The sequence below is a fragment of the Brevundimonas sp. GW456-12-10-14-LB3 genome (genome assembly GCF_059424365.1).
In genome coordinates, this window is the sequence record NZ_JBWKZJ010000002.1 from 137,299 (window position 1) to 149,200 (window position 11,902).

Annotated in this window: 14 protein-coding genes; 10 read left to right on the forward strand and 4 right to left on the reverse strand. The window is 68.2% G+C overall.

Going from position 1 to position 11,902, the window contains the following annotated elements; all coding sequences use genetic code 11:
• Positions 1–18: 18 nt before the first annotated feature.
• Complete coding sequence (locus tag AC07XS_RS01675) at positions 19–729, reverse strand: SDR family NAD(P)-dependent oxidoreductase (protein ID WP_182713250.1); 711 nt, start codon at positions 727–729, stop codon at positions 19–21.
• A gap of 42 nt (positions 730–771) precedes the next feature.
• Here AC07XS_RS01675 and AC07XS_RS01680 point away from each other — a divergent pair, with 42 nt between their 5' ends.
• From AC07XS_RS01680 to carB, 3 genes are all read left to right on the forward strand, one after another.
• Entirely contained in the window at positions 772–1,473 is a 702-nt protein-coding gene (locus AC07XS_RS01680; RefSeq protein WP_182713249.1) for an HAD family hydrolase, read from the forward strand.
• 124 nt (positions 1,474–1,597) lie between these two features.
• A complete protein-coding gene (locus AC07XS_RS01685) occupies positions 1,598–1,915 on the forward strand; it encodes a ribonuclease E inhibitor RraB (protein WP_224761038.1) in 318 nt (105 codons plus the stop codon).
• 23 nt (positions 1,916–1,938) lie between these two features.
• Positions 1,939–5,238, forward strand: coding sequence for a carbamoyl-phosphate synthase large subunit (carB, locus tag AC07XS_RS01690; RefSeq protein ID WP_182713248.1), 3,300 nt, complete (start codon positions 1,939–1,941; stop codon positions 5,236–5,238).
• A gap of 6 nt (positions 5,239–5,244) precedes the next feature.
• Here the strand turns inward: carB and AC07XS_RS01695 are convergent, their stop codons facing one another.
• Entirely contained in the window at positions 5,245–6,555 is a 1,311-nt protein-coding gene (locus AC07XS_RS01695; protein WP_494732645.1) for a dicarboxylate/amino acid:cation symporter, read from the reverse strand.
• A gap of 128 nt (positions 6,556–6,683) precedes the next feature.
• Between AC07XS_RS01695 and AC07XS_RS01700 the strand changes: the two genes are divergently transcribed.
• The 6 genes from AC07XS_RS01700 (at position 6,684) to AC07XS_RS01725 (ending at position 9,904) form a co-directional block, all read left to right on the forward strand.
• Positions 6,684–6,905, forward strand: a complete 222-nt coding sequence (locus AC07XS_RS01700) for a cysteine protease (RefSeq protein ID WP_152950870.1) — start codon at positions 6,684–6,686, stop codon at positions 6,903–6,905.
• Positions 6,906–6,965: 60 nt separating this feature from the next.
• Positions 6,966–7,631, forward strand: a complete 666-nt coding sequence (locus AC07XS_RS01705; RefSeq protein ID WP_182713246.1) for a glutathione S-transferase — start codon at positions 6,966–6,968, stop codon at positions 7,629–7,631.
• Positions 7,632–7,686: 55 nt separating this feature from the next.
• Complete coding sequence (locus AC07XS_RS01710) at positions 7,687–7,887, forward strand: hypothetical protein (RefSeq protein WP_152950872.1); 201 nt, start codon at positions 7,687–7,689, stop codon at positions 7,885–7,887.
• A gap of 145 nt (positions 7,888–8,032) precedes the next feature.
• Positions 8,033–8,506, forward strand: a complete 474-nt coding sequence (gene greA, locus AC07XS_RS01715) for a transcription elongation factor GreA (protein ID WP_152950873.1) — start codon at positions 8,033–8,035, stop codon at positions 8,504–8,506.
• Between the two features lie 4 nt (positions 8,507–8,510).
• Positions 8,511–8,927 carry a VOC family protein gene (locus tag AC07XS_RS01720; RefSeq protein WP_152950874.1) on the forward strand — a complete coding sequence of 139 codons (417 nt, stop codon included), beginning with the start codon at positions 8,511–8,513 and terminating at the stop codon, positions 8,925–8,927.
• Complete coding sequence (locus tag AC07XS_RS01725; protein WP_321207925.1) at positions 8,903–9,904, forward strand: mitochondrial fission ELM1 family protein; 1,002 nt, start codon at positions 8,903–8,905, stop codon at positions 9,902–9,904. The genes AC07XS_RS01720 and AC07XS_RS01725 overlap by 25 nt, the downstream gene beginning before the upstream one ends.
• Positions 9,905–10,079: 175 nt before the next feature.
• On the opposite strand, the gene AC07XS_RS01730 is transcribed toward AC07XS_RS01725, so the two are convergent.
• Positions 10,080–10,364 carry a glycine zipper domain-containing protein gene (locus AC07XS_RS01730; RefSeq protein ID WP_182713245.1) on the reverse strand — a complete coding sequence of 95 codons (285 nt, stop codon included), beginning with the start codon at positions 10,362–10,364 and terminating at the stop codon, positions 10,080–10,082.
• 68 nt (positions 10,365–10,432) lie between these two features.
• On the opposite strand from AC07XS_RS01730, the gene trxB reads away from it, so the two are divergent.
• Positions 10,433–11,440 carry a thioredoxin-disulfide reductase gene (gene trxB, locus AC07XS_RS01735; RefSeq protein ID WP_182713244.1) on the forward strand — a complete coding sequence of 336 codons (1,008 nt, stop codon included), beginning with the start codon at positions 10,433–10,435 and terminating at the stop codon, positions 11,438–11,440.
• 18 nt (positions 11,441–11,458) lie between these two features.
• Here trxB and AC07XS_RS01740 read toward each other — a convergent pair whose 3' ends face one another.
• On the reverse strand, positions 11,459–11,866 hold the full coding sequence (locus AC07XS_RS01740; RefSeq protein WP_054766540.1) for a response regulator: 408 nt from the start codon (positions 11,864–11,866) through the stop codon (positions 11,459–11,461).
• Positions 11,867–11,902 lie beyond the last annotated feature (36 nt).

The following is an 11,902-nucleotide window of genomic DNA, read 5'->3' on the forward strand; positions in this document are numbered from 1 at the left end:
GCCTGAACTTCGCCGTCCTCATTCCGGAATCCGCGCCCCGTCCCAGGCGAAGACCCCGCCGCTGTCCCCCGGCGTCAACCCCGCCGCCACCGCCAGCAGCCGTTCGGCCGAATGATCCGGGCTGAACAGCCGTCCCTCCCCCACCCCCTTCTGAAACGGCGCGCTCAGCCCCGTGTCCACCGTGCCGGGATGAAGCCCGGCGACCACCGCCAGGGGGTGGGTCCGCGCCGTCTCGATCGCCAGATTGCGCAGGATCATGTTCAGCGCCGCCTTGGACGCGCGATAGGCGTACCAGCCGCCCAGCCGATTGTCCCCGATCGAACCGACCCGCGCCGACAGGGCCGCGAACACCGCCCGCCGGTCGCGCGGCAGCAGGGGCAGGAAATGTTTGGCCACAAGCGCCGGCCCGACCGTATTGATCCGATAGTCCCTGAGCAGATGCTCGGCCTCAAGCTGACGCAGGGACCGCTCGGGCTGGAAACCGTCGTGCAGGACGCCGGTCGCGACCAGCACCAGGGTCGGCGCGGCGCCTTGCGCGATCCGCGCCGCCGCCTGGGCCAGACTGTCCTCGTCCTCCAGATCGGCCGCCAGGGCCTGGGTGCCGGGAACCGCCGCCGCCGAACGCGACACCGCCCAGACGGCCTCGAACCCGCCCTCGGCGACGAGACGCTGCGTCAGGGCCCGCCCGATCCCGCCCGAGGCGCCGATCACCACCGCCGATCCGCTCATCTTCATCTCCCATGCCGACGCGGCTCATGATAGGGGCGCGTCATGAGCATCACCACGGTCGGCCTCGATGCCGACGACACCCTCTGGCACAATGAGACGATCTTTCGTCTGACCCACGCCCGCTTCGTCGACCTGCTGGACGACCACGGCGACGCCGAGACGATCGAGGCGCGCCTGGCCGAGACAGAACAGCGCAATCTGCGCCTCTACGGCTATGGGGTGAAGGGCTTCACCCTGTCGATGATCGAGACGGCCATGGAGCTGTGCGACGGCGGCGCCCCGCCCGAGGTGGTGCGCGAAATCCTGGCCGCCGGCCGCGAAATGCTGGCCCACCCGGTCGAGACCCTGCCCGGGGTGGACGAGGTTGTCGCCGAACTGGCCGAACACTACCGCCTGGTCCTGATCACCAAGGGCGACCTCTTGGACCAGGAACGCAAGCTGGCCGCCTCGGGCCTGGGCGACCGGTTCGCGGCGGTCGAGATCGTCTCGGAAAAGGACCGGGCCACCTATGAACGGGTCTTCACCCGACACGGCACAGGCCCGGCCGAAGCCGTCATGGCCGGCAATTCGATGAAGTCCGACGTCCTGCCCGCCATCGCCGCCGGCGCCTTCGGCGTCCACATCCCCTACCACGTCACCTGGGCCCACGAACTGGCCGACGCCCCGGTGAACGAGCCGCGCTATGTCTCGCTCTCGCGCATCAGCGAACTGCCCGACTGGATTGCGGCGATCGGCGACGCATAAGCTCTTGCCCCCCTGCCCCTCCCTCTCTAAACGGGCCGCTTAACCGACAACCCGACGCAAGCTCCGCATGGCGACGCCCTGCGGCGGCTACGCGCGCGCAAAGAACCAAGGATCCCCTCGCCCCGTGCACGCCTCGGACATCAGTCATGACGAACGCGACGCCATGGTGCGTGCGGCGCTGGCCGAACAGGGCGACAGCGGCGTGACGCCGCGCCATACGCTGTTCTTCTTCCTCGGCGACGAGGACGCCCACGGCGATCTGTGCGAGGTGGCGCGGCGCGCCGGCTTCATTGCGCGCGGCGAGGGCGACATGACGATTCTCGAGACCACCATGGCGGTCGATGCGGCGAGCTTTGCGCCCGTCTCGGCCATGATGCAGACCTGGGCCGCGGCCTTCCAGCTGGAGTACGACGGCTGGGAATGCGCGGTCGTGACCCACTAGAACAAAAAGAAGAGGCCCTCCCCATGCCCAAACGCACAGACATCCAGTCGATCCTGATCATCGGCGCCGGCCCCATCGTCATCGGTCAGGCGTGCGAGTTCGACTATTCGGGCGTCCAGGCGTGCAAGGCGCTGAAGGCCGAGGGGTACCGGGTCATACTGGTCAACTCCAACCCCGCCACCATCATGACCGACCCGGAGGTGGCCGACGCCACCTATATCGAGCCGATCACCCCGCAGATGGTCGAGAAGATCATCGCCAAGGAACGCCCCGACGCCCTTCTGCCCACCATGGGCGGCCAGACCGCGCTGAACACCGCCCTGGCCCTGGACGCCTCGGGCGTGCTGAAGAAATACGGGGTCGAGATGATCGGCGCCAAGGCCGAGGTCATCGACAAGGCCGAGGATCGCCAGAAGTTCCGCGACGCCATGGACAAGCTGGGTCTGGAATCGCCCCGCTCCAAGGCCGCCCATTCGATGGAAGAGGCGCTGGAAGGGCTGGAGTACGTCGGCCTGCCCGCCGTCATTCGTCCCTCCTTCACCCTGGCCGGCACCGGCGGCGGCATCGCCTTCAACCGCGAGGAGTTCGAGGAGATCGTCCTGCGCGGCCTGGACCTGTCGCCGACCACCGAGGTGCTGATCGAGGAATCGGTGCTGGGCTGGAAGGAATATGAGATGGAGGTCGTCCGCGACACGGCGGACAACTGCATCATCATCTGCTCGATCGAGAACGTCGATCCGATGGGCGTCCATACCGGCGACTCCGTCACCGTCGCCCCTGCGCTGACGCTGACCGACAAGGAATATCAGCGGATGCGGACCGGCTCGATCAATGTGCTCCGCGAGATCGGGGTCGAGACGGGCGGGTCGAACGTCCAGTGGGCGATCAATCCCAAGGACGGCCGCATGGTCGTGATCGAGATGAACCCGCGCGTGTCGCGCTCCTCGGCCCTGGCGTCCAAGGCCACCGGCTTCCCCATCGCCAAGGTCGCCGCGCGTCTGGCCGTCGGCTACACCCTGGACGAGCTGCAGAACGACATCACCCAGGTCACCCCGGCCAGCTTCGAGCCGTCGATCGACTATGTGGTCACCAAGATCCCGCGCTTCGCCTTCGAGAAATATCCGGGGTCCGAGCCCCTCTTGGGCACCTCGATGAAGTCGGTGGGCGAGGTCATGGCCATCGGCCGCACCTTCCAGGAATCGATGCAGAAGGCCCTGCGCGGGCTTGAGACCGGCCTGTCCGGCTTCGACGAGATCGAGATCGACGGCGTCGCCGATGTCGAGGACGCCGGCGCCGCCCGCGCCGCCGTGGTCCGCGCCCTGGGCGTTCCGACGCCCGACCGCATCCGCGTCATCGCCCAGGCCTTCCGCCACGGCCTGACGGTGGAAGAGGTCCAAGCCGCCTGTTCCTACGAGCCCTGGTTCCTGCGCCAGATCGCCGACATCGTGCGCGAGGAAGGCCATGTCCGCATCAAGGGCCTGCCCACCGACCCGACCGAGTTCCGCCGCCTGAAGGCCAAGGGCTTCTCCGACGCCCGTCTGGCCGCCCTGACCGGCAAGACCGAGAAAGAGGTCCGCGCCGCCCGTCAAGGCCTGAACGTCCGCCCCGTCTTCAAGCGGATCGACACCTGCGCGGCCGAGTTCGCCAGCGCCACCGCCTATATGTATTCGACCTATGAGACCGGCGCCCTGGGTCAGGTCCCCGAGTGCGAGGCCGAGCCGTCGGACAGGAAGAAGGCCGTCATCCTGGGCGGCGGCCCGAACCGGATCGGCCAGGGGATCGAGTTCGACTACTGCTGCTGCCACGCGGCCTTCGCCTTCGACGACATCGGCGTCGAGTCGATCATGGTCAACTGCAACCCCGAGACCGTCTCGACCGACTACGACACCTCCGACCGCCTGTATTTCGAGCCCCTGACGGCCGAGGACGTGCTGGAGCTGATCGAGGTCGAACGGTCCAAGGGCGATCTGATCGGCGTCGTCGTCCAGTTCGGGGGCCAGACCCCGCTGAAACTGGCCCATGCGCTTCAGGAGGACGACATCCCCGTCCTGGGCACCAGCGTCGACTCGATCGACCTGGCCGAGGACCGCGAGCGCTTCCAGCAGATGCTGGAGGCCATCGGCCTGCGTCAGCCCCCCAACGCCCTGGCCCGCAGCGCCGAAGAGGCCGCGCAAAAGGCCGAGGACGTCGGCTATCCCGTCGTCCTGCGCCCCTCCTATGTGCTCGGCGGCCGAGGCATGATGATCGTCCACGACCGCGAGCAGCTGGACCGCTACGTCCACGAGGCCATGCGCGTCTCAGGCGACGATCCCGTCCTGATCGACCACTATCTGAACCGCGCCACCGAGGTGGACGTGGACGCCCTGTGCGACGACGAGACCGTCTTCGTCGCCGGGGTGCTGGAGCATATCGAAGAAGCCGGCGTCCACTCGGGCGACAGCGCCTGCTCCATGCCGCCCTGGTCCCTGCGCCCCGAGACGGTGGCCGAGCTGAAGCGCCAGACCACCGAAATGGCCAAGGCCCTGAAGGTGCGCGGCCTGATGAACGTCCAGTTCGCGATTGAAGAGCCGCACGGCGAGAACCCGCGCATCTTCGTGCTGGAGGTCAATCCGCGCGCCAGCCGCACGGCCCCCTTCGTGGCCAAGACCATCGGCCGGCCCATCGCCTCGATCGCCGCCAAGGTCATGGCGGGCGTGCCCCTGGCCTCCTTCGGCCTGACCGACGCCCCCTATGACCACATCGCGGTCAAGGAAGCCGTCTTCCCCTTCGCCCGTTTCGCCGGGGTGGACACCATTCTGGGCCCGGAAATGCGCTCGACCGGCGAGGTCATGGGCCTGGACTGGAAGCGCGAGGGCGAGGCCGACATGGCCCCCGCCTTCGCCCGCGCCTTCGCCAAGTCCCAGATCGGCGGCGGCACCCATCTGCCGACCTCCGGCTGCGCCTTCGTCTCGGTCAAGGAGGACGACAAGCCCTTCATCGTCGAGGCGGTGAAGACCCTGCTGGCCCAGGGCTTCTCCATCATCGCCACCGGCGGCACCCGCGACTATCTGGCCGCCCAGGGGATCGAGGTCGGCCTGGTCAAGAAGGTGCTGGAGGGCCGCCCCCACATCGTCGACGCCATGAAGAACGGCGAGGTCCAGCTGGTCTTCAACACCACCTCAGGCAAACAGTCGCTGCAGGACAGTTTCTCGCTGCGCCGCACCGCCCTGATGATGAAGATCCCCTACTACACCACCACCGCCGGCGCCCTAGCCGCCGCCCAAGCCATCGGCGCCATCAAGGCCGGCGACCTGGATGTGAAGGCGATCCAGGACTACGCCTGACCGGCGTCAGGACGCCGGGTCGGTCTCCGGCGCGGCGTCCTCCCCCGCCCCATCTTCGCCGGCCACGATCCGCGTCGCGGCCAGGTCGGCGGTGACGTTGCCGACAGTGCGGAAGATGTCGGGGATGACCTCGACCGCCAGAAGCAGGGGCAGGACGCCGAGCGGCAGGCCCATGGCCAGACAGATGGGGCCGATGGCGGCGAAGAAGCTGACCTGACCCGGCAGGCCGACCGAGGCGATCGAGACGGCGATGGCCGTCAGTCCGCCGGCGACCAGGGCGGACAGGCTCAGCTCCACCCCGTTCAGCTGGGCCACATAGAGGCAGACGGCCAGATTGGCGACCGGGCTGGTGATGCGGAACACCGCCACCGCCAGGGGCAGGACCAGACCGGCCGAGGTCTGGGGCACGCCCAGCCAGTCGCGCGCCCGCTCGATCATCACCGGCAGGCTGGCCAGCGACGACTGGGTCGAGACGGCCACCACCTGGGCCGGGGCCACGGCGCGGGCGAACCGGCCCAGCGACATCCGCCCCCACAAAGTCGCCACGACATAGAGGATCAGGATCAGGCCGATCTGGCTCAGGCAGACGACGGCGACATAGTGGGCCAGAGTGCCCGCCACCCCCAGGCCGGCCCGCAAGCCCACGCCGAGCGCCAGGGCGAAGACCCCGAAAGGCGCGGCCAGCAGCACCCAGTGCACGATCACCACCAGGGTCTCGGCCACCGCCTCGAAGAAGCCGGCCAGGGGGCGGCGCAGCTCGGGCTTGATCCGGGTCGCGGCGAAGCCGAAGGCCACGGCGAAGACCACGACCGCCAGAACCCCGTCGTCGGCCGCCGCCTTGATCAGATTGGCCGGCGCCAGACTGGCCAGGAAGGCGCGGAACCCGTCGGTCCGGGCCGCCTCGCCCACCGTCTGGGCCACGTCGGGGGAGACCCCGGCCAGCAGGGCGCGGCCCGCCTCAGGGTCAATGGGCCACAGGGCCAGCAGCCCCAGGCCCGCCAGGATGGCGTAAACCGTCGCCCCGACCAGCAGGACGCCGAACACCATGAGGGCCCGCGCCGCGATCCGCCCCGTCGCCGCCGCATCGGCGATGGAGACGATCCCCGTCACCAGAAGGCTGAAGACCAGTGGGATGACGGTCATTCGAAGGGCGTTCAGCCAGACTTGGCCCAGGCTCTCGATCACGCCCAACCCTCCGGTCAGCAGGGGCGCGTCGGCGCCTTGCGCCAAGGCGCCCACGACCACCCCGGCGACCAGGGCGGCGATCACAGCGAAGCTGAGCGAGGTGAAGAAGGCGGCGAGTCGGGAAGAGCGCATACGCCACGGCTAGCACCGGTTTCGTCCGCGCGCGCGTCAAACCTTCTATCGCCCGTCGTCAGCCCATGTCGTCGCAGGTGGAAACGCCGGCGCCGCCGCGCGTTGAGCCGGAAACAAAGGAGGCTTCCATGCCGCGTCTGAACTCCATCGTCCCCCTGGTCGGCAGCCTGCTGCTGTCGCGCGGCGGCCGTCGTCTGGCCGGACGTCACGCCAGCAAACTGGCCCTGGCCACACTGGCGCTGGAGGTCTGGCGCAACCGCCGTCAGAAGGCGGGTCAGACCCAGGATCAGACGACGTCCGAGCCGCGCCCCCGGCCGCGATCGCGATGGAGCGGCCGGTCCCCGCGATAGGTCTGGACTTCCCCGACGGTGAGGCGGAATAGTCCGTTCCGCCGCATCAGGAGCCGCCCGATGATCAAGGTCCACCATCTGAACGACAGCCGGTCCCAGCGCGTCCTTTGGCTGCTGGAGGAGCTGGAGCTGGATTATGAGGTCGTGCGCTACGAACGCGACGCCAAGACCCGGCTGGCCCCGCCCGAACTGATCGCCGTCCATCCGCTGGGCAAGTCCCCCGTCATCGAGGACGGGGCTATCAAGGTCGCCGAGACCGGCGCCGTCGTCGAATATCTGCTGGACGCCCACGGCCGGGGCCGGCTGCGCCCGCCTCCCGGCACGGAAGAGGCGCGGCGCTTCACCTATTGGCTGCACTATGCGGAAGGGTCGGCCATGCCGCCCCTGCTGCTGAAACTGGTGTTCGGCCTGCTGCCCCGCCGCGCCCCCGCCCTGCTCAAACCCCTCGTCAACGGAATCGCCGCCAAGGCCCAGAGCGGCTTCGTCGATCCGCAGCTTCGCACCCATATCGGCTTCTGGGAGGACGAGCTGGGCCGGTCCGAATGGTTCGCCGGGGATCAGTTCACCGCCGCCGACATCATGATGAGTTTCCCGGTCGAGGCCGGGGCGGACCGGGCCTTCGACATAGCGACCAAGCCGCGCCTGGCCGCCTTCCTGCAACGCATCCACGCCCGCCCCGCCTATCAGCGGGCGCTGGAGCGGGGCGGTCCCTACACCTATGCGTGACGGCGTTGCGGGGATGCGCCGCGCAACCCGACGGGGATGAAGGCGTTAAGGTCTCATGCGCCTTCAAACCATTCAGATCGTGGCCGGACTCGTCGCGGCCGTCGCCTTCATCCTGGCCTTCATGGCGGCCGGCGCCGCCGTGGCGTCGAGCCTGTTCATGCTGATGGGCCTGGCCGCTGTCGCCTGGCTGGCCTACAGCCTCATCAAGAGCGTCACCCACCGCAGCGGCAAGACCAAACCCCCCGCCCGCGCCTGATCTCGATCGGGCGTGGAGGCGCGCCCTTGAATTGCGGCGCGATAAGCCCTAGTGTCTATGCCCGGCCGCGCCCGCCCCGCGGCCTTTTGTCTGCCTATTTCGCGTCTTTCCAGTCTCCGGGCGAACCAGAAAAATCACGACACCAATGGAAAAAGTGCCGATGACGGGCGAGGGCTACCGTGTCCTCGACGATCAACTGAAGCAATTGAAGTCGGTCGAGCGGCCGGCCGTCATCGCGGCCATATCCGAGGCCCGCGAGCACGGCGACCTGTCCGAAAACGCCGAATACCACGCCGCCAAGGAGCGTCAGGGCTGGATCGAAGGCCAGATCGCCGAGATCGAGGACAAGATCAGCCGCGCCCAGGTCATCGACGTGTCGAAACTGTCGGGCAATCAGGTCAAGTTCGGCGCCACCGTCACTGTGGTCGACGAGGACACGGAAGAAGAGGCTTGCTATCAGATCGTCGGCGAACACGAGGCCGATGTGAAGAAGGGCAAGATCTCCATCGCCTCGCCGATCGCCCGCGCGATGATCTCCAAGGAGGTCGGCGACGTGGTCGAGGTCAACACCCCCGGCGGGGTCAAGGCCTATGAGATCCTGAAGGTCGAGTGGAAATAGGATCGTGACGAACGCCGCCGAAACGCCGCCGCGCCTAGTGTCGCACGTTTCGGTCGGCGTCTCTGATCTGCATCGGGCCGCTGCATTTTATGACGCCGCCTTGGCGCCGCTGGGCGTCGGCCGGACCATGGAACATGCGCTGGGTGTGAGCTGGGGCCGTGGGTTTCCTGAGTTCTGGGCTTCGGTTCCGCACGACGGCGCCCCCGCCTCGGCCGGCAACGGCGTCCACGTCTGTTTCGCCGCCCAGAACCGACAGGCGGTTGACGCCTTTCACGCTGCCGGCTTGGCAACGGGGGGCGCCGACGCAGGAGCGCCGGGTTTTCGTCTGGAATACGCACCCGGCTACTACGGCGCCTTCCTGCGCGATCCGGACGGCAATAAGGTCGAGGCGTTGGCTTGGGTCGACGCGACGCCCGCGTGACCGGGGAGCCGCCGCCCCATCGCCTCTCCATCTGGGTTGTCTCGGACGGACGTGCGGGTATCGAGAACCAGGCCCTGGGCCTCGCCGAGGCCGTCCAGCGCCTGACCCCCGCCGAGATCACGGTCAAACAGATCCGCTGGCGGCCGCTGTTCGACCGCCTGCCGTCGGCGCTGAAGACCCCGGCCATGCTGGCGTCCGCCCCGCTCGCGGCGCCCTGGCCCGATCTCTGGATCGCCGCCGGTCGGGCGACCCTGCCCCTCTCGACCCGCATCAAGCGCTGGAGCGGCGGCAAGACCTTCGTGGTTCAGACCCAGGACCCGCGCTGGGCGAACGACCGCTACGACCTGATCGTCGCCCCGGCCCATGACGGCCTGTCGGGCGACAATGTCTTCGAGATCACCGGCTCCCCTCATCGCGTCACGCCGGAACGGATCGCCCAGGCGGCGCCGGCCTTCGCCGACCGGATCGCCCCCCTGCCCCATCCCCGCGTCGCCGTCCTGATCGGCGGCCGGTCCAAGGCTTTCGACCTGACCCAGGCCCATGCGGCGGACCTGGCCGACCGGATCGCCGCCGCCGTCCGGGCCTCAGGCGGTTCGCTGATGCTGACCTTCTCGCGCCGCACGCCGGACGCCGCCAAGGCGGTGATGACCGAACGCCTGTCGGGCCTGCCCGGCTGGATCTGGGACGGAACCGGCGACAACCCCCTGTTCGGCTTCCTGCATTTCGCCGACCATGTGCTGGTCACGCAGGACAGCGCCAACATGGCCGCCGAGGCCGCCTCGACCGGCAAGCCGGTTCACATCCTGCCCATGGTCGCGCTGAAGCCCGCCGGCAAGTTCGCCCGCCTGCACGAGGATCTTCAATCCCACGGCGCGACCCGTCCCTTCGACGGCGCGCTGGACCGCTGGACCTACGCCCCCCTGGCGGAAACCGACCGGGCGGCCCATGCCGTGCTGGAGGCGATGCGAGCGCGGTAAGCCGCTCACGCCGCTCATCCCGGCTTTCGCCGGCATGAGCGCAACAGAGAGGATAATCTTCTGCGTCCGATTCTGACGCAGCCGTGGTGCAAGCCACCCGCTGGCGTCAGGAGGAAAACTAAGAACCGCTCGCAAAAATCTGCACGAAAGTGCACTAAAAAATTTGGAGTGGCCTTTAGTCGCCGCCCCCTCCGCCGCCACTGTCACAGCCGCCGTCCGCGCTGGAGTCGGCGCAGCCTGACGTGTCCGACGTCGGCGGGACGGCGCCGCCGTCCGAACCGTCGCCCTTCTTGGCCTTGGCGTTCGCCGCGCCCATGAGTGCCACGCCGAGGCCCGATCCGATGGCCGTGCCCAGGGCGAGCCCCAGGCCGACGTTGTCCATCGCCACGCCCAAGGCCACCCCGATCGACAGACCCATTCCGATCCCGATCGGCAGGAAGGCCGCCTTCTTGTTGCTCATCCCCGTCTCCTCCTCATCTGCGGCGAGACTAACATCGCGCAAACGGGAATCAGCCCCTAAATAGGCGCATGACCCAAGCTCGTACCGTCCGCGTCGCCATCATCGGCTCCGGCCCCGCCGGCTGGACCGCCGCCATCTACGCCGCCCGCGCCTCGCTGAACCCCGTCGTCATCGCCGGTCTCCAGCCCGGCGGCCAGCTGACCATCACCACCGACGTCGAGAACTATCCCGGCTTCGCCGAGACCATTCAGGGCCCTTGGCTGATGGAGCAGATGCAGGCCCAGGCCCTGCACGTCGGCACGGAAGTCATCCACGACATCGTCGTCTCCGCCGATCTGTCGCAGCGCCCGTTCCGGCTGAAGCTGGACGGCGGCGAGGAAATCCTGGCCGAGACGGTCATCATCTCCACGGGCGCCCAGGCCAAGTGGCTGGGTCTGGAGTCCGAGGCGGCCTATCAGGGCTTCGGCGTCTCCGCCTGCGCCACCTGCGACGGCTTCTTCTATCGCGGCAAGAACGTGGTCGTGGTCGGCGGCGGCAACACGGCCGTCGAGGAAGCGCTGTTCCTCACCAACTTCGCCGCCAAGGTCACGGTGGTCCACCGTCGCGACGAGTTCCGCGCCGAGAAGATCCTGCAAGACCGCCTGTTCGCCCACCCCAAGGTCGAGGTGATCTGGAACGTGGCGGTGGAAGAGATTCTGGGCGTGGTGGACGGCGTCGCCCGCAACGTCACCAGCGTTCGCTTGAAGAACGTTCAGGACGGTTCGACCCAGGAGATCCCCGCCGACGGCGTCTTCATCGCCATCGGCCACGCCCCGTCGTCGGAACTGTTCAAGGGTCAGCTCGAGACCAATTCGGGCGGCTATATCCGCGTCAAACCCGGCACGGCCCAGACCGCAATCGAGGGCGTGTGGGCGGCCGGCGACGTGACCGACGACGTCTATCGCCAGGCTGTGACTGCGGCGGGCATGGGCTGTATGGCCGCGCTCGAAGCCAGCCGTTTCCTGGCCGAGGAAGACCACGCCAAGGCCAACCATCCCATCAGCCATAAGGAAGCCGAGAAGATCGGCGTCTGGTGAACGTCCGGACGGGCGGAGTCAGGCGAACAGCTGCAGACCCGGCGGCGCATATTGGACCGGCTGGCCTGTGCGGCGGCGCAGGGCGTAATCGACCGCCGTCTGCACCGCCTGTTCATCGGTCGGCTTGGACAGGACGCCAATGGCGCCCGCGACGCCGTCGCGCACCATGCCCGGATTGGCGGTCATGAACAGGACGGTCACGCCCATCTCCTGGCCCAGCTCGCGCCCCAGGCTTATGCCCGTGGGGCCGTCGGACAGGTGGATGTCGACCAGGGCCAGATCGACCTCATTTTCACGCGCCAGATTCTGGGCCGACTTCGACGTCGACGCCACCCCCACGACCTTATGGCCCAGGTCTTCCAGGACGAAACGCAGCTCCATAGCGACGAGAGCTTCGTCTTCAATGATCAGGATGCGGGCGGTCATGGGCGGCGGTTTTATGTTCTGTGGCGGACACAACGC

Excerpts from the sequence above, each read along its gene's own strand:
- AC07XS_RS01675 (WP_182713250.1), bottom strand. The coding sequence starts at position 729 with ATGAGCGGATCGGCGGTGGTGATCGGCGCCTCGGGCGGGATCGGGCGG.
- greA (WP_152950873.1), top strand. The coding sequence starts at position 8,033 with ATGGAAAAAGTGCCGATGACGGGCGAGGGCTACCGTGTCCTCGACGAT.
- AC07XS_RS01730 (WP_182713245.1), bottom strand. The coding sequence starts at position 10,364 with ATGAGCAACAAGAAGGCGGCCTTCCTGCCGATCGGGATCGGAATGGGT.
- AC07XS_RS01700 (WP_152950870.1), top strand. The coding sequence starts at position 6,684 with ATGCCGCGTCTGAACTCCATCGTCCCCCTGGTCGGCAGCCTGCTGCTG.
- AC07XS_RS01680 (WP_182713249.1), top strand. The coding sequence starts at position 772 with ATGAGCATCACCACGGTCGGCCTCGATGCCGACGACACCCTCTGGCAC.
- trxB (WP_182713244.1), top strand. The coding sequence starts at position 10,433 with ATGACCCAAGCTCGTACCGTCCGCGTCGCCATCATCGGCTCCGGCCCC.
- AC07XS_RS01705 (WP_182713246.1), top strand. The coding sequence starts at position 6,966 with ATGATCAAGGTCCACCATCTGAACGACAGCCGGTCCCAGCGCGTCCTT.
- AC07XS_RS01710 (WP_152950872.1), top strand. The coding sequence starts at position 7,687 with ATGCGCCTTCAAACCATTCAGATCGTGGCCGGACTCGTCGCGGCCGTC.
- AC07XS_RS01740 (WP_054766540.1), bottom strand. The coding sequence starts at position 11,866 with ATGACCGCCCGCATCCTGATCATTGAAGACGAAGCTCTCGTCGCTATG.
- AC07XS_RS01695 (WP_494732645.1), bottom strand. The coding sequence starts at position 6,555 with ATGCGCTCTTCCCGACTCGCCGCCTTCTTCACCTCGCTCAGCTTCGCT.
- carB (WP_182713248.1), top strand. The coding sequence starts at position 1,939 with ATGCCCAAACGCACAGACATCCAGTCGATCCTGATCATCGGCGCCGGC.